Below are 17137 nucleotides of genomic sequence, written 5' to 3' on the forward strand. Positions count from 1 at the left end.
TTTAAAGAAATTCATGAGTGGGCGGACATAGGATTCGTCGGTGCGTATTTTCATATTGTCAACACCCGATTTTAGAAATGCATCTTTTAAGAATGCCTCATGTTGTCTGCCCTGCTGGAAGTAATGTTTCCTGACTTCTTTGGAATGCGTGTCCACCCATTGTACTTTATCCGTTTCCGGATCCCTGAAGCGCACAAGGCCTACATCCGGAAGCTCCTGTTCGCGAATATCAAAGATACGGACGGCGACCATGTCGTGTTTTTTATTGGCGATGCGTAATGGCCGTTCAAAACCCGAGTCCATGAAATCGGAGATCAGGAAGGCGATGGACCGCTTCTTGATTACACCGTTGAAGTAGCGAAGTGCTTCCGAAATATTGGTGCCCTTGCTTTCAGGTGTGAATTGTATCAGTTCGCGGATGATGCGAAGTGTATGTGACCTTCCTTTTTTCGGCGGGATGAATTTTTCGATGCGGTCGCTGAAAAAGATCACACCTATTTTGTCATTATTCTGAATGGCAGAGAAAGCAAGCACAGCGCATAATTCAGTGATGAGGTCCTCTTTGAACTGAACTTTGGTGCCGAAGCGTTCGGAGGCGCTGACATCGACCAGCAGCATCACGGTCAGCTCACGTTCTTCTTCAAACACCTTAACATAGGGGTGATTCAATCTGGCGGTAACGTTCCAGTCTATGGTACGGATATCATCTCCGGCCTGGTACTCCCTGACCTCCGAGAAGGCCATTCCGCGTCCTTTGAAAACACTATGGTATTCTCCTGAAAAGAGTTGGTTGGACAACCCCTTCGTTTTGATTTCTATCTTTCTTACTTTTCGTAAAAGCTCCTTGGCATCCATGGCGACACGCTGTTTGGTGAACAATGGATCATGGGACTTCAACCGTGTTGAGGATATCGTGAATGATGTCTTCACTGGTGATGTTTTCCGCTTCCGCTTCATAAGTAAGCCCGATACGGTGTCTCATGACATCGGCGCATACGGCGCGAACATCTTCCGGGATCACATAACCACGGCGCTTGATGAACGCATGCGCCTTGGCGGCCAGTGCCAGGTTGATACTGGCCCGTGGTGAACCTCCGTAACTGATCATGGAAGCGAAGTGTTCCAGGTTGTATTCTTTAGGATTCCGGGAAGCGAAGACGATGTCCAGAATGTAGTTCTCAATCTTCTCATCCATGTATACTTCACGAACAACTTTCTTGGCTTTGATAATATCTTCCGGATGCAATACGGCATTGATACCGGCTTTTTCTCTGGATAGATTTTGCCTGATGATCTTACGCTCTTCTTCTTTGCCTGGGTAGTGGATGATGATTTTTAGCATGAACCGGTCCACTTGTGCTTCCGGTAACGGATAGGTTCCTTCCTGCTCGATCGGGTTTTGTGTGGCGAGTACCAGAAACGGAGCGGGCAGGGGAAAGGTCTGTTCACCGATGGTCACCTGGTGTTCCTGCATGGCTTCCAGCAATGCACTTTGAACCTTTGCAGGCGCCCGGTTGATCTCATCGGCCAGAATGAAGTTGGCAAAAATGGGCCCCTGTCGTGGGATGAATTCTTCTTTTTTCTGATTGTAGATCATGGTGCCTACCAGGTCGGCGGGCAACAGGTCAGGTGTAAACTGGATGCGGCTGAAATCCGCATGGATCGTTGATGCGAGTGATTTGATCGCAAGCGTCTTGGCAAGACCAGGGACACCCTCCAGCAGAATGTGTCCGTCGGAGAGCAAACCGATGAGCAGTCGCTCCACCATGTATCGCTGCCCGACAATGACCTTATCCATCTCCATCATCAAGAGATCAATAAAGGCGCTTTCCTTCTCGATCCGTTCGTTCAAGGCCCTTATATCCGTGCCTGATGGCTGGATGGCGGGACCTGCTTGTGATAGTTCTTCCATGATTTTGCGTGTTAATTGGCAGACAAATGTAAAAATGATGACCAGAATCGTCAACCAAAACATTCATAAGCCGTCGTTAAAAATTGTTAAGCACGAGTGTGTTGATCACTTAAAGTAATTCAGGTTGAAGGTATGTTGTTATCAGAGTAAAGTAACCGATCCCTTGAATATCATTCAGTATGCGGCTTTTTCCTAACCCCGAAGGGGTGAAAGAATTATAGGTCGGGATGATCTTCTTGATTTTAGGAACCCCACCCCGCCCCGGCTGACAAGCAATCACTTTGTGCTTTAAGCAAACCACAGCCGGGGCGGGGTGGGGTTCTGCAAGGATCCGGACGCAATTGTTTTTTTATAATTCTTTCACCCCCTTCGGGGTTATTAATCCTGTTTTGTATGAGATAGTCTCGCTAATGAATGCGGGATATTAGCTGTGTTTAAATATCAAGAGACGAAACACGAATCCAGGTACTGGTGTGTAGAGTGGTCAGGTATTTTAAGTGGCCAATGCGTTAAGCACGAGTGTGTATTTCTATCTTTGTGCCCTTGATCTCATGACCGATCCGCGGCGATATTTTCTTCAGTTGGCCTTTGACGGAGCCGACTTTCATGGTTGGCAGGTGCAGAATAATGCAGTCACCGTGCAAGGTTTGCTGCAAGAGAAACTAGGGTTGATGCTTGGTGCACCGGTAGAGCTGACCGGTTGTGGCCGGACTGATACCGGCGTTCATGCCCGTGACTTCTATGCCCATTTCGATGTGCAGGATGGCGTCGAATTACCAACCGGTTTTATTTTTCGGGCCAATGGGTTTCTTCCGCCATCTATTGTGCTAAAGGCTATATATTCCGTGGATGGGCAGGCGCACACTCGTTTTGATGCGATCGCCAGGACCTATGAATACCATATCTCTACCAAAAAAGATCCGTTCGACCATGGACGCTCATGGTACTTGTATGGTGCCCTGGACTTGCTGGCAATGGAGAAAGCAGCTGCACAACTGATCGGTTGCCATGACTTCGATGCGTTTTGCAAGAACGTTACGGACCAACCGTCTACCACATGCGATGTGGTGAGGGCCGTATGGGAGGACCGGGGTGACCGGCTCGTATTTGTGATCACGGCTAATCGTTTTATCCGAAACATGGTCAGGGCCATTGTTGGAACGTGCGTGGAAATAGGGCAGAGCCGATTCCAACGGGATGCCATGCAACAAATTCTTCTGTCGAAAGACCGTAGTCTTGCCGGACCATCTGCTCCGGCTCATGGACTTTATCTGGCGCGGGTGGACTATCCAGCGGGTATATTTGCAACAGATTCCATTAAATCACTGCAAGGATGAGCGTCAGCGGCAAGGCATTGGATGTACATATACTGAAACGGATCTTTCTTTATGCAAAACCTTACGGCAAAGTTCTCACAGGCGCGATCCTGGTTACCTTGTTGCTTGGTTTCATTTCTCCCGCAAGACCCTGGTTGATCCAATATACGTTTGATGAATACATTGTCAAACCCGATCCTGTAGGGCTGCGCAATATGATGTTGATGCTTGTCGGACTGCTGGTCCTGCAGGCCGTGTTTGAATTTCTGCAAACCTACCTGGCAAACTGGTTGGGGCAGACCGTGGTGCGGGATTTGCGTCAAAGAACTTTTGATCATATATCCCGACTGAAATCACGTTTTTTTGATAACACCCCGATCGGTACCCTGGTAACGCGTGTTGTTTCCGATATGGAAGCCATTGCCGAAGTATTCTCAGATGGCATTCTCGTGATATTCGGAGACATCCTGCAATTGTCGGTTATCATAGGTTCTATGTTGTATATGAGTTGGAAACTGACCTTATATAGTTTGTGTGTAATGCCGTTGCTTATCATTTCCACATGGATCTTCAAAAACGGAATACGATCGATCTTTCAGGATGTTCGTAACCAGGTAGCCCGACTGAATGCTTTTGTTCAGGAGCATGTGGTAGGGATGAATGTGGTCCAGGTGTTTAACCGGGAAGAGGCGGAGATGAAGAAATTTATCGAGATCAACAAAAGCCATAGAAAAGCACACATCCGGTCGGTATGGTATTATTCGATTTTCCTGCCGGTGGTTGAGATCTTGTCTGCTGTTTCAATCGGACTGATGGTGTGGTGGGGTGCACGGGAAGCCATCCGGGGCCTGGATCAGGGCGTCACACTGGGGGAGATGCTGGCTTTTATCTTTTTCATTTATGCATTGTTCCGCCCGATCCGCCAGCTGGCCGATAAATTCAATACCCTGCAGATGGGGATGGTGGCGGCTGAAAGGGTTTTCGCACTGCTCGACCGTGATGAGCGGGTAAAAGACCACGGAACCATGTCTCCAGGAGATCTCACCGGGAGAATCGCTTTTGACGATGTGCATTTTGCTTACGTGGATGAAGATTGGGTATTGAAGGGAATTTCGTTTGAAGTAGAGGCCGGTCAGACATTGGCATTGGTAGGGGCCACAGGTTCGGGGAAAACCTCTGTGATCAATTTGCTGGGACGGTATTATGAATTCCAGAAGGGGCGCATATCCATTGACGGACATGACATCCGGGATATTCGTCTTCCGGAATTACGAAAACATGTAGGTGTTGTTTTACAGGATGTTTTTCTGTTCTCAGATACCATCTATCATAACATCACCCTGGGTGATCCGAACATCACCCGCGATGATGTGGTCAGGGCGGCGAAGATCGTTGGGGCGCATGAATTTATTTCCAGGCTGCCCGGTGCGTATGACTATGATGTTCGCGAGCGCGGAGGAACATTATCCACCGGACAACGCCAGTTGATCGCATTTATCAGGGCCTATGTACATGATCCCCGCATTCTGGTGCTGGATGAAGCCACATCTTCAGTGGATACAGGTTCGGAAGAACTGATCCAATATGCAACCGCCCGACTTACCGAAGGACGCACATCAGTGGTCATTGCCCATCGCCTTGCTACCATTCAGAAGGCAGATAAGATCCTGGTGCTTGATCATGGCCGCATCGTCGAGTCCGGAAACCATAGTTCACTCCTAAACCTGGGAGGGGTATATCAGAAGCTTTATGAATTGCAATTCCGGCATAGTCAGGCGTCCTGAACACCAATTCTTTCAGTAATTTATGTGTGGTATGCCCACGTTTAGGAATCCAAAGATTGAATTAATAAATCATTTGGAATCAAACACATATAAATTCAGCGCGTTTATTTGGTATGGCAGAAACACGGAAAAATATATTTGTGTTAAACCATTCAAAGAGCTAATTTTATACCAGTTGGAGATAGACGCATCCTATTAGAAGTTTTAGGTTTTTTTGTTACTAAACGGTAAGTGCTATGAGAAGAATCATTACACCGATCGCGTTGGTGGTATCTGTTTTCTTATCCTTTCAGAATGCTGCTGCGCAAAATCAGAACCGCACGTGCGGTACAACAGAATACATGGAACGCTTGTTCCGGGAGAATCCGGGCTATGAGCAGCGTTTACAGCAAATGAATCAGGAATTGGCCGCTTATGTGGCTGCCAGAAAGAATTCCAGCGAGCCACATGCGGTTGTTACGATCCCGACAGTGGTTCACGTGGTATATAATACTTCCGGCCAAAACCATTCGGATGCGAGCGTACAATCGCAGATTGACGCCATGAATGCTGATTTCCGTTTACTGAATTCGGACAAGTCTACCGCACCATCCGTATTTCAATCACTTCAGGGAGATGCGGAGATCGAGTTTTGTCTGGCGCAACGTGATCCGAATGGCAACCCTACCACAGGTATCACCCGCACACAAACCAACACTTCATCTTTCAGTACCAATGATGATGTGAAGTACACAAGTTCAGGCGGTAAGGATGCCTGGCCCAGGGACAAATACCTGAACCTATGGGTTTGCGATATCAGCGGCGGTATCCTTGGGTATGCCCAGTTCCCCGGAGGACCCGCAGCAACGGATGGAGTGGTACTTCATACAGACTATTTCGGTACCATCAATGCCAACACCCCATTTAACCTGGGACGTACCGGTACCCATGAGGTCGGACACTGGCTCGGACTTTACCATATCTGGGGAGATGCCAACTGTGGCAATGACCAGGTAAGTGATACGCCCACCCAGCAAACGTCCAATTCGGGATGTCCCAGTTTTCCGCATGTGACCTGCAGTAACGGTCCGAATGGCGATATGTTCATGAACTACATGGACTACGTGAATGATGCTTGCATGGTGATGTTCTCTCTCGGGCAGAACTCCCGCATGCAAGGTGTGGTGGACGGTTCGCGCTCAAGTTTGAAAACGTCCGACGGATGTGTGCCTCCGTCTGCTCCACCTGTAGCCGGCTTTGATGTGGACAATTCCACCACCTGCTCAGGCACGGTTCAGTTCTTTGATCAAAGTACTGTAGGGCCTACCGGTTGGATGTGGAGCTTCGGTGATGGTAATTCATCAACAACACAAAACCCGGTTCATACTTATACCTCCAATGGTACATTTAATGTCAAGCTGGTTGTTTCCAATGCGTACGGACAGGATTCCATTACAAAGAATGCAGTGGTAACCGTCAATAAACCCAATGCTCCGACCGGACAGGGAGATGATCTTTGTGGCAGTGGTACGGCAAACCTGTCGGCCACCGGGAGCGGTGGTACATTGAACTGGTATGATGCGGCGAACGGAGGTAATCTTGTTCATACGGGAGGCACATACGCTCCAACGGTTTCAAACACCACCACCTTTTATGTAGAGGAAGTGGTTAGCACTGCCCCGGTAAAGGGAGGTCCTGCCGACAATTCCCTTGGAAGCGGCGGATATTATACGGCCAACGATCTTCGTGGATTGTTCTTTGATGTGACCAGTCCGTTTACGCTGAACTCGGTAAAAGTATATGCCAATACAGCCGGTGACAGGACCATTGAAGTCCTCGACGGTGACGGTGGAAACGTGCTGCACACCATAACAGCGACCATACCGGCAGGTGAAAGCCGTGTTAATCTGGATTTTCCCATGTCGCCGGGAACGGGTTATTTTATCAAAATTACGGGTGCAACGGTTGATCTTTACCGGAACGATGCCAGCGCTGCCTTTCCTTATGATGTGGCCGGCCTTGCCAGCATTACCGGAACCAATGCTTCGGCTAACGGTTATTACTACTATTTCTACGATTGGGAAGTGCAGGAGCCGGATTGTGTGAGCGAACGTACTTCCGTTGTGGCAACCGTTGGTACCGGAGGAATGACCGTCACAGCGTCTTCTACGGATGCTGCTTGCAAAAGTGAGTGTTCGGGAACCGGAACGGTATCGGTTTCCGGAGGTTCAGGCATCACGTACATCTGGGATAACGGGCATACAGAGATGACCGTGACCGGCTTGTGTGCCGGTAATTACAGCGTTACCGTTTCAGAAAATGGTGGTTGCCAGGAGGTAAAAACCATTACGATTTCAGAACCGGCCACGGCTTTAATAGCCAGCGTAACTACCACCGATGATTCCGGCTCATGTGATGGAACAGCCGCGGCCAATGCCACCGGAGGAACCCCAGGGTATACTTATAAGTGGGATGACAGTGGAAATCAAACCACAGCTACCGCTACCGGGTTGTGTACCGGCAACTATAACGTTACCGTTACCGATGCAAATGGATGTATCAACATTGTTGGCGTTCAGGTGGACCTCGGTACCGGCGTGATCACCGTTGGTAAAGAAGGAGGATTAATGCTCTTCCCGAATCCTGCCCATGGTTCATTCTTTGTGAAAGCAGCTGCGCAGGGCAATGCCACCATTGAGATTTATGATGCCATCGGACATAAGGTGGTGATGAAACAAGTTCAGTTACACAGCGGACAAACATTACCGATCCAGGTATCAACACTTGTTCCCGGGTTATACATGGTATCCGTGAAGTGGAACGGCCAGCAAATGACCAACCGGCTGATGATCCATTAGGGTTCTTAGTCGCTTTAAACCGGAAAGGGGAGGTGCTTATAGTGCTTCCCCTTTTTTGTTCGTTGAATAAATCAGATTTTACCCTTGAGAGATCTTCCGGTATAAGAAGCCTCGCATTCAGCTAATCCTTCAGGTGTGCCTTCGAAAATCACAGTACCACCCTCTTCGCCGCCTTCCGGACCCAGGTCAATGACGTGTGATGCACATTTGATCACATCCGGGTGATGCTCAATCACCACTACACTGTGGCCATTTTCGAGCAGGGCATAAAAGGAGTTCAATAACTTGTTGATGTCATGAAAGTGAAGCCCTGTGGTGGGTTCATCAAAGATAAACAAGGTGTTGCCGTCTCCTGCTCCCTTGGATAAAAAGGAAGCAAGCTTGATCCGTTGTGCCTCTCCACCACTAAGGGTGTTGGAGGACTGCCCGAGCTTGACGTAGCCCAGGCCGGTTTGCTTCAACGGCATCAGTTTGTCAACAATCTTCTTATCCGGAGCTTTGGGTTTTGGTACACTTGAGAAAAAATCCACTGCTTCATCCACCGTCAGCTCCAGAATATCACGGATGTCTTTTCCATGGTAATTTACTTCCAGGATTTCTTCCCTGAATCGCTTTCCGTTGCATGACTCACACACCAGGTGAATATCAGCCATGAATTGCATTTCTACGGTCACCTCGCCCTCGCCCTTGCATTCTTCACATCGGCCACCATCTACATTGAAGGAAAAGTATGCAGGGGTATAACCACGCATTTTGGAGAGGGGCTGGGAAGCATACAACGCCCTGATCTCATCATAGGCCTTTACATAGGTCACCGGATTGGACCTGGAAGATTTACCGATAGGGTTCTGATCCACAAACTCCACGCTACCTATCCTGTGCATGTCTCCCCCGAGACGGGTAAACTGTCCAACATAAGGTGCATAACCACCCAGTTGCTTAAGCATGGCAGGGTAGAGGATGGTCTTGACCAGGGATGATTTACCGGATCCACTGACACCCGTCACCACGGTTAAAACCCCCAGAGGGATACTTACATCAATATTCTTGAGGTTATTTTCGCGGCACCCGATAATCTGAATGGTACCTGAACTTTGTCTTTTCTCTTTGGGGGCCTCAATCTGGAGTCTGCCGGTCAGATAGCCTGTTGTAATACTTTCCTTGTCGGTTAGCAAAGCATTATGGTCTCCTTCAAAAACAACCTTGCCTCCAAGGTAACCGGCACCCGGGCCCAGGTCAACGATGCGATCAGCGGAACGCATGATCTCTTCGTCGTGTTCCACCACGATAACCGTATTTTCCAGGTCGCGCAGTGATTGCAGAACGCTGATAAGCTTTTCTGTGTCTCTCGGGTGCAGGCCGATACTGGGTTCATCCAGGATGTACATGGAGCCGACCAGACTGCTTCCAAGAGATGTGGCGAGGTTGATGCGCTGAGACTCACCACCTGATAATGTAACGGATGGCCTGTTCAGGGTGAGATAGCTAAGGCCGACTTTATCCAGGTACTCCAGGCGGCTATTGATCTCTTTGAGAATGCGACGTGCTATATTGGTTTCATTTTCATTGAGCCGGATGTCTGCGAAAAACACCCGCAGCTTGCCGATGGGCATATTCACCAGTTCCCGTATGGTGCGGTCATTGACCTTGATGAACAGGGCTTCCTGTCGCAGGCGGCTGCCTTTGCATTCCGTGCACACCGTTTTGCCCCGGTAGCGCGCCAGCATCACGCGATACTGGATCTTATAACTTTTCTCTTCCAGGTATTTGAAGAAATGATAAATCCCTTTGAAGTCTTTATTGCCATTCCACAGTACATCTTTCTCCGCTTCCGTCATGTCCTGATAAGCCTTGTGGATGGGAAAGTCAGACTTGTAAGCGCTCATGATCAGACGGTCCTTCCATTTGCTCATTTTTTCACCTCTCCAGCAGATCACGGCGTCATCATATACCGAAAGGCTTTGGTCCGGAATAACCAGGGCCTCATCAATGCCAATGATTGTTCCGAACCCCTCACATGCCCTGCATGCACCATATGGATTATTAAAGCTGAAGAGGTGAACGGATGGTTCTTCGAATTGCATCCCGTCAAGCTCAAAGCGGTTCGAGAAATGCTGCTCCTTCCATTTATCTTTTTGCTCATAGAACAGGTAACACTGTCCATTGCCTTCATAGAAAGCCGTTTCTATGGAGTCCGCCGCCCTGCTTTCAAAATCATCATCGCCATGAACAACTTTAAAGCGATCGATCACCAGGTGAATCTTTCCATCCTGATCGGATAGTGTTGAAGTATCGCTCACATCTTCAATAAGGACGGTCTCGTCACCTAAGCGAACCCGTGAGAATCCTTGTTGGATCAATACTTTCAGGTGTTCCTCCACAGATCGTTGCTTGCCGGGCGCATGTGCGGCGATCAGTTGTACGCGTGCCCCTTCTTCAATCCCAAGGAGGTATTGCATTACATCCGATACACTGTGGCGCTTTACTTCCTCTCCTGAGACAGGGGAAAAAGTCTTTCCTATCCTGGCAAATAGTAATTTCAGGTAGTCATAGATTTCCGTAGTGGTGCCAACGGTGGATCTGGGGTTCTTTGAATTGACCTTTTGTTCTATGGCAATAGCGGGGGATAGCCCATCAATCCGGTCCACGTCCGGTTTTTCCATCCTGCCTAAAAATTGTCTGGCATACGAGGACAGGCTTTCCACATACCTTCTCTGCCCTTCGGCGAACAAGGTATCGAACGCCAATGAAGATTTTCCAGACCCTGATAACCCGGTGATAACGGTGAGTTTGTTCCTGGGCAGGTCCAGGTTGATATTTTTCAGGTTGTGAATGCGTGCACCGCGAATCCTGATCTGTTTTCCCCCTTTTTCCTTTTTTTTTGCTTCCGGCATAAATATTGTTGTGGAATTTCCGACACTGGCGGACCTGTAAAGGTAGACAGATTTTTAAGAGTAAGGAACAATATCCGGCCATTGTTAAGGAATGTTAAAGTCACAGGAAATTAATACATATGTGCAACAAACGACATACCTTCGCGTTATAGAAGTAATAAATAGTCAGGTGGCACGCTAAAAGTGTATCCGACCCAACCAAAAACTGAACTGATATAGAAGAAACCTCTACTCCGCACAGCGTTTATTTTTTTAACCTGTTAAAAAGGGAGGTTTTATGCGACGTCAGATTCAGAATGACCAAGAACTTATTAAGAAGTACATTGCCGGTGATAGCCGGTGTATGGAAATGCTCATCAACAGGCATAAGGGTAAAATATATACCTATATATTAATGTTGGTGAAAAACGATGCCCTGGCAGAGGATATCCTGCAAGATACCCTGGTCAAGGTGATCCAGACCCTGGAAAAGGGCAATTACAATGAGGAGGGCAAGTTCATGCCCTGGGTGATGCGAATTGCCCACAACCTTGTTATCGATCATTTCAGGAAATCCAACCGCATGCCCATGGTATCCAATCAGCGCTACCATGGTGAAGAGGAGAGCTTTGATATCTTCGACTTTATCAGTTCGGATGAAATGCACCGGGAGGATTCGATGATCCGTCAGCAGATCAGAGCGGATCTCCGCCGGTTGATCCGTGAGTTATCGGATGAACAGCGTGAGGTCCTCATGATGAGGCATTATGCGGATATGAGTTTCAAGGAAATCGCTGCCATCACGAATGTGAGCATCAACACAGCGTTGGGACGTATGCGTTATGCCTTGATCAACCTTCGCAAGATGATTGAAGAGAAACACGTTTCTCTTACAGTTGATTAGGAAATTGTTAAGGAGCGAACAATATTGATGGAAGTCCTCCGTTTCATAGGCATGAAGAGAACGAATAATCATCAAAATCACGCCTATGAATCAAGCTTCTACGCTCCTTGCCTTAACGGCAACAAACCGCATCGTACAATCATATTTCGAACTTGATCTTGAAGATCAGCTGGATGTGATGGATCAGCTTCCGGAAGTAACAGATGAAGTACTGGAATTTCTTGAGAACTACCAGTGTGAAGCTCCGGAAAACTGCATCAGAAGGATCACCGATTATGTGATGGCCAGAAAAAGGATCGATATTCCCGGCTGGCCCTATGCGGAAGTCATTCTGAACTAAACGTTTCAAATCCCTGGTTCCCAACAGAGCCGGGGATTTTTTTATGCCGTAACGGGTAGGTATGCCTCTGCCGTCAGCACCGGACTGGCGGTCGAGAGACCGGACAGCGTGACCTCCTCGATTTGATTGAATCTGGACGGATCCGCAGGCATGGTTGTTTTGATGTAGTTGTCGGTAAAACCGAACATCATGCCCTCTTTTTCATCGCTTTCCCATAAGACCTTTTGATTGCTGCCGAGGTAGTTTTCATAAAACTGTTTGCGTTTCAGGTCTGATAATTTGTGCAGTCGTCTGCTCCTGATCTCCCGGTCTTCCTTTGAAACCGTGCCATCCAAACGCAAGGCTGTCGTGCCCGGCCGTTCGGAGTAGGTAAATACGTGCAGATAGGAAATGTCCAGCGACTCAAGAAACTGTTCTGTTTCCAGGTAATGCGCTTCTGTTTCTCCAGGGAAGCCAACGATCACATCCACACCGATACATGCCATGGGCATCACCGATTTGATCATCTCAATGCGGTTCCGGTACAAAGCCGTTTGGTATTTTCTGCGCATGGCTTTGAGTATTTCATCCGATCCCGATTGCAATGGAATATGGAAGTGGGGTACAAAGCGTCTGGAATCCGCCACAAATCTGATAATGTCTTCATCCAGTAAGTTGGGTTCAATTGATGAAATGCGGAACCGCTCAATGCCCTTCACCTGATCCAGTTGGGTAATAAGGTCAAGAAATGTTTCATCGCTGCCTCTGCCGAAATCGCCGATGTTCACTCCGGTCAGCACAACCTCCTTTACACCGGTTGCTGCAATTTCATGTGCGGAACTCACCACATCTTCTATGCTGCCTGAGCGACTTCTTCCCCGGGCCATGGGAATGGTGCAGAATGCACAGAAATAATCGCATCCGTCCTGGACCTTCAGAAACGAACGGGTGCGGTCACCCGCCGAATACGCCGGATTGAATTCTTTTACCTGCAATATCTCGCAACTGTGGACCGCCTGTACCTTGCCTTGCTTATGTTGTTCAACATGATAAGGCAGATTGAATTTCTCAGAAGCACCAAGTACGATATTAACCCCGGGAATACGCGTGATCTCTTCAGGACGAAGTTGTGCGTAACAGCCGATCACTGCGACGAAGGCTTCGGGAGATGTCTTCAGTGCTTTTTTTACAATGGCTTTGCATTTGCGATCTGCATTGTCTGTGACCGAACAGGTATTGATCACATAAACGTCAGCTGCTTCTTCAAATGCGACCCGGGTATAACCTTGCTTCTCAAAATCCCTTGCGATGGATGAAGATTCTGAGAAATTCAGTTTGCATCCCAATGTATAGAAAGCCACTTTTTTCATGGGAGTGCAAAGGTAGGGAAAATCCGATAGCCCACGTTACACAACCAACTCATGGCCATGTTGAAAAACTGTTTATAACGGAATAGGCCATGGGCGTAGGGTACTGTTTGATATTGACTAATATTGCTTGATATTTGACAGGGATGAAACACTTTCAATGGGTACTGTTGGTAGTGGGTGGACTGTGGATGGCTTGTTCATCGGAGACAAAGCCCACCAAAGAAGATAACAGTCACAAGACGGTCTTTCGCTACAATCAATCATCGGGAATTTCTTCACTTGACCCGGCTTTCGCAAGGGATCAGGCCAATATGTGGGGCGTAATACAGATATTCAATGGCCTGGTGCAACCCGATGCTGATCTGAGCGTCGTTCCGTGTATTGCCAAATCCTGGGAAATGGATGCCGCCGGTAAGGTGTATGTGTTTCGTTTGCGCGATGATGTGTATTTTCATGATCACGAGGTGTTTGAAGGAGGCAAGGGCCGTAAGGTGGTTGCCTCGGATTTTGTATACAGCTTTGACCGGATCGTCGATGATAAACTGGCTTCTCCAGGTCTTTGGGTATTCTCGCATATCAAACGGGATGAAAGCGGCAAATGCATCGGTTTTCACGCCCCCGACGATACCACGTTTGTAATTGAACTGGAAAAAGCGCATCCGCCGTTCCTGGGTCTCCTTTCCATGCCGTATTGTTCCGTTGTTCCACGCGAGGTAGTGGAGCATTACGGGGAGGATTTCAGCAGGCACCCCGTTGGTACAGGGCCTTTCATTTTTAAAATGTGGAGTGAAGGAGAGAATCTCATCTACCACAAAAACCCCCGTTACTTTGAAAACGATGAGCATGGAAGGCCACTACCGTACCTGGATGCGATATCGGTCTCCTTTATCAAGGACAAGCAATCCGCCTTCATGGAGTTTGTCAAGGGAGGTTTTGACTTTGTATCCGGTATCGATGCCAGCTACAAAGATGAGTTACTGACCCTGGACGGCAGACTGAGGGACAAATTCAAGAAAAGGTTTTACATGGTCACCGGTCCGTACCTGAATACAGAATACCTCGGAATTCTCATGGATACCAGTCTGCAGGTCGTAAAGGACAGCCCGTTGCGCTACAAAAAGGTCAGGAAGGCGATCAATATGGGATTTGACAGGGAAAAGCTGATCAAATACCTGCGGAATAACATTGGTACACCTGCGGATGCCGGTTTTGTTCCGAAAGGGATGCCTGCATATGATCCGGAGAAAATCAAAGGCTATACGTTTGACCCTGAAGGCGCAGCAGCCCTGCTTGCCGAAGCCGGTTTTCCTGGCGGCAAGGGACTGGGTATCATCAAGCTGAGTACCAACCCTGCCTACCTTGATCTTTGTGAGGCGATCCAAAGCAAGCTTACCGAACTGGGCCTGGAAGTGGAACTGGATGTCAATCCTCCCGCTACTCATAGGGAGATGGTGGCCCGTTCCCAACTGACATTCTTCCGCGGATCCTGGATAGCAGATTACTTCGATGAAGAAAACTACCTCGGTCTATTCTATACAAAGAATTTTACGCCGGGTGGACCCAACTATACCCATTTCAGCAATGCCCGGTTTGACGAGCTCTACGAACAGGCACAACAGGAGATGGATCCTGTAAAACGGAAAGAACTCTTTCAACAGATGGATGCCATAATCGTGGAGGAAGCACCGGTTGTGGTGATGTACTATGACCAGGTGGTGCGGGTTGTGAACAAAAGGGTGGAGGGGCTTGGCATCAACCCGATCAACCTGCTTGTGCTGAAAAAGGTCCGCATCAATCTTGATGAGTAGGCTGTTTCGCACACCATTATAAACCGGCGGAAAATATTACTTTTACGCTCACATCAGGATATTCATGGGCAAGGAAAAGAAAACATCTGCGGAACCTGACCGCAAAGGAATCCCGAAGCATTGGATCTGGATAGGTGTCATTTTGGTGATTACCTGGTGGGCATACCTGCCATCTCTGAAGAACAGTTTTGTGAACTGGGACGATCCCAAGTATCTGCTGGAAAACCATCTGGTATGGGACCTGAAGGCCGACAATGTAAAGGAGCTTTTTTTTGGCAAGGAGCTGAAAGGGCGATCTTACGTACCCCTGTCACAGCTGTCATTTGCCATTGAGAACTGGGTCATCAAACCTGATTATACCAACCTCGACCGGTTTTACGAATACGCCCATCCGCTTCATGTGACCAATCTTTTACTGCATTTGATCAATACCTTGCTGGTATTTGTTTTGTTCCGGAAGTTATTCAACGGAAGTTTGCTGCCTGCGGGGATTGTGTCCCTGTTCTTCGGTATTCATCCGATGCATGTGGAATCGGTGGCCTGGATCACTGAAAGAAAGGATGTGTTGTTTACGCTCTTCTTCCTGTGGTCGGCACTGGCCTGGCTGCGATATGTAGATGAAGGGAGGCAGAAGTCTTTTGTGAAATCCATCGTTCTGTTTCTGTTGGCGCTTCTTGCCAAATCAGCTGCCGTGACATTGCCGGTGGTTCTAGCCTTGATCGTATACTGGCGCAATGGCAAATGGACCAAAAAGGATATTCTGAATCTGGTTCCCTTCCTGTTGTTAGGATTGTTGCACGGTGTGGTGACAGTGATTGCCGCTCAGTCGGTTAACACCATTGCTTCAACCCAGGCATTCACGCTGATGGAACGGATCATGTTCGCATCATACGGGACAGTCATGTATCTGATCAAACTGATTGTACCCTATGGTCTCACCAATTACTATCCCTATCCCAACCTGGTTGACGGCCATTTACCCGGCATATTCTACATAGCTCCCGTGGTGGTCATTACACTCTTTGTATTGGTCGGGTTGTCTTTCAAACGCACCCGTGTGTTCATCTTCGGTTTTCTGTTTTTCATGGGGACGGCGGCGCTTACCTTGCAACTGGTTCCCGTCGGGCCGAACATCATGTGCGAACGCTATACCTATGTGCCATACCTAGGGCTGTTTTTCATCGTGGCATATGGCGTTTACTGGATGACACAACAGGGCGAGAAATACAAGGGTTTTCAACGCATGTCCCTGGTGGTACTCGGCATCGGTGCGGCTTGTTTTACATGGATCACACATGAACGTTGTAAGGTGTGGGAGAACAGTGAGATATTGTGGAATGACGTGATTGCCAAATATCAGTATCAGGTGCCTGTTGCGTATAAGAACAGGGGAAATTATTACGGGAAGAGGAAGATATTTGACAAGGCCCTTGCCGATTACAACATCTTTCTGCAGCTCAAGCAGGACGATGCAGGTATTTATGTGAACCGTGGAAATATCAACGGTCTTCGTGGAAACCACGATCAAGCCATGCAGGATTTTTCCTATGCCATCTCGATTGATCCCGATAACGCTGATGCACTTATCAACCGGGGTATCACCCATTCCATCAAGGGGGAATACGACAAAGCCATTGAAGACTATACCAGGGCATTTCAGGCAGAACCTGCCAAGTGGCTGGACATTTTTCAGAACCGTGGATTTACATACATTCAGGTAGGCCGGTTTGAAGAGGGTGTCAAAGATTTTACGGCGGTGTTAAACGCCATCCCGGGTAATTACAAATCCTGGTTCTACAGGGGGGTGGCATATTTCAATCTCGGTAAATACCAGGAGGCGTTGAACGATTTCAACCAGGCCATCCAGCGAAACCCCAATGACGGTCCCAGCTATTACAACCGGTCCCTTACATACAGCAGGATGAATCAGAAGGCGTTGGCGTTGCAGGATGCATTGAGGGCCAAAGAACTCAACCACAACGTAAGTGACGAATACATTCAAAATTTGAGATAA

11 protein-coding genes are annotated in these 17137 nt (G+C 48.2%); 7 read left to right on the plus strand and 4 right to left on the minus strand.

Annotated features, from left to right (window positions below; translation table 11 throughout):
* Positions 1–855, minus strand: an 855-nt coding sequence (locus KDD36_06710) for a DUF58 domain-containing protein (protein ID MCB0396324.1), incomplete at its 3' end; no start/stop codon positions are given.
* 28 nt (positions 856–883) lie between these two features.
* Positions 884–1912 carry an AAA family ATPase gene (locus tag KDD36_06715; GenBank protein MCB0396325.1) on the minus strand — a complete coding sequence of 343 codons (1029 nt, stop codon included), beginning with the start codon at positions 1910–1912 and terminating at the stop codon, positions 884–886.
* Positions 1913–2463: 551 nt separating this feature from the next.
* Between KDD36_06715 and truA the strand changes: the two genes are divergently transcribed.
* The 3 genes from truA (at position 2464) to KDD36_06730 (ending at position 7849) form a co-directional block, all read left to right on the plus strand.
* Positions 2464–3249: a tRNA pseudouridine(38-40) synthase TruA gene (gene truA, locus KDD36_06720; protein ID MCB0396326.1), complete on the plus strand. Its 786-nt coding sequence runs from the start codon at positions 2464–2466 to the stop codon at positions 3247–3249.
* Entirely contained in the window at positions 3246–5012 is a 1767-nt protein-coding gene (locus KDD36_06725) for an ABC transporter ATP-binding protein (GenBank protein MCB0396327.1), read from the plus strand. The genes truA and KDD36_06725 overlap by 4 nt, the downstream gene beginning before the upstream one ends.
* A gap of 236 nt (positions 5013–5248) precedes the next feature.
* Positions 5249–7849: a T9SS type A sorting domain-containing protein gene (locus KDD36_06730; GenBank protein MCB0396328.1), complete on the plus strand. Its 2601-nt coding sequence runs from the start codon at positions 5249–5251 to the stop codon at positions 7847–7849.
* 71 nt (positions 7850–7920) lie between these two features.
* Here the strand turns inward: KDD36_06730 and uvrA are convergent, their stop codons facing one another.
* Complete coding sequence (gene uvrA / locus KDD36_06735) at positions 7921–10743, minus strand: excinuclease ABC subunit UvrA (GenBank protein ID MCB0396329.1); 2823 nt, start codon at positions 10741–10743, stop codon at positions 7921–7923.
* A gap of 277 nt (positions 10744–11020) precedes the next feature.
* Between uvrA and KDD36_06740 the strand changes: the two genes are divergently transcribed.
* Positions 11021–11626 carry a sigma-70 family RNA polymerase sigma factor gene (locus KDD36_06740; GenBank protein MCB0396330.1) on the plus strand — a complete coding sequence of 202 codons (606 nt, stop codon included), beginning with the start codon at positions 11021–11023 and terminating at the stop codon, positions 11624–11626.
* 85 nt (positions 11627–11711) lie between these two features.
* Positions 11712–11966, plus strand: coding sequence for a hypothetical protein (locus KDD36_06745; GenBank protein ID MCB0396331.1), 255 nt, complete (start codon positions 11712–11714; stop codon positions 11964–11966).
* A gap of 41 nt (positions 11967–12007) precedes the next feature.
* Here the strand turns inward: KDD36_06745 and mtaB are convergent, their stop codons facing one another.
* The gene (mtaB, locus tag KDD36_06750; protein ID MCB0396332.1) at positions 12008–13315 is read right to left on the minus strand and encodes a tRNA (N(6)-L-threonylcarbamoyladenosine(37)-C(2))-methylthiotransferase MtaB; all 1308 of its coding nucleotides are present in this window, start codon (positions 13313–13315) and stop codon (positions 12008–12010) included.
* A 143-nt stretch (positions 13316–13458) separates the two neighbouring features.
* Between mtaB and KDD36_06755 the strand changes: the two genes are divergently transcribed.
* Both KDD36_06755 and KDD36_06760 read left to right on the plus strand, forming a co-directional pair.
* Positions 13459–15123, plus strand: coding sequence for an ABC transporter substrate-binding protein (locus KDD36_06755; GenBank protein MCB0396333.1), 1665 nt, complete (start codon positions 13459–13461; stop codon positions 15121–15123).
* A gap of 64 nt (positions 15124–15187) precedes the next feature.
* Positions 15188–17137 (plus strand): tetratricopeptide repeat protein, encoded by a 1950-nt coding sequence (locus tag KDD36_06760; protein MCB0396334.1) that lies wholly within the window; start codon positions 15188–15190, stop codon positions 17135–17137.

This window comes from Flavobacteriales bacterium, assembly GCA_020435415.1.
Classification (GTDB): domain Bacteria; phylum Bacteroidota; class Bacteroidia; order JACJYZ01; family JACJYZ01; genus JACJYZ01.

Bases quoted from the DNA above. Each gene is read 5' to 3' on its own strand.
- KDD36_06715 (MCB0396325.1), bottom strand. From the start codon at position 1,912: ATGGAAGAACTATCACAAGCAGGTCCCGCCATCCAGCCATCAGGCACG.
- truA (MCB0396326.1), top strand. From the start codon at position 2,464: ATGACCGATCCGCGGCGATATTTTCTTCAGTTGGCCTTTGACGGAGCC.
- KDD36_06725 (MCB0396327.1), top strand. From the start codon at position 3,246: ATGAGCGTCAGCGGCAAGGCATTGGATGTACATATACTGAAACGGATC.
- KDD36_06730 (MCB0396328.1), top strand. From the start codon at position 5,249: ATGAGAAGAATCATTACACCGATCGCGTTGGTGGTATCTGTTTTCTTA.
- uvrA (MCB0396329.1), bottom strand. From the start codon at position 10,743: ATGCCGGAAGCAAAAAAAAAGGAAAAAGGGGGAAAACAGATCAGGATT.
- KDD36_06740 (MCB0396330.1), top strand. From the start codon at position 11,021: ATGCGACGTCAGATTCAGAATGACCAAGAACTTATTAAGAAGTACATT.
- KDD36_06745 (MCB0396331.1), top strand. From the start codon at position 11,712: ATGAATCAAGCTTCTACGCTCCTTGCCTTAACGGCAACAAACCGCATC.
- mtaB (MCB0396332.1), bottom strand. From the start codon at position 13,315: ATGAAAAAAGTGGCTTTCTATACATTGGGATGCAAACTGAATTTCTCA.
- KDD36_06755 (MCB0396333.1), top strand. From the start codon at position 13,459: ATGAAACACTTTCAATGGGTACTGTTGGTAGTGGGTGGACTGTGGATG.
- KDD36_06760 (MCB0396334.1), top strand. From the start codon at position 15,188: ATGGGCAAGGAAAAGAAAACATCTGCGGAACCTGACCGCAAAGGAATC.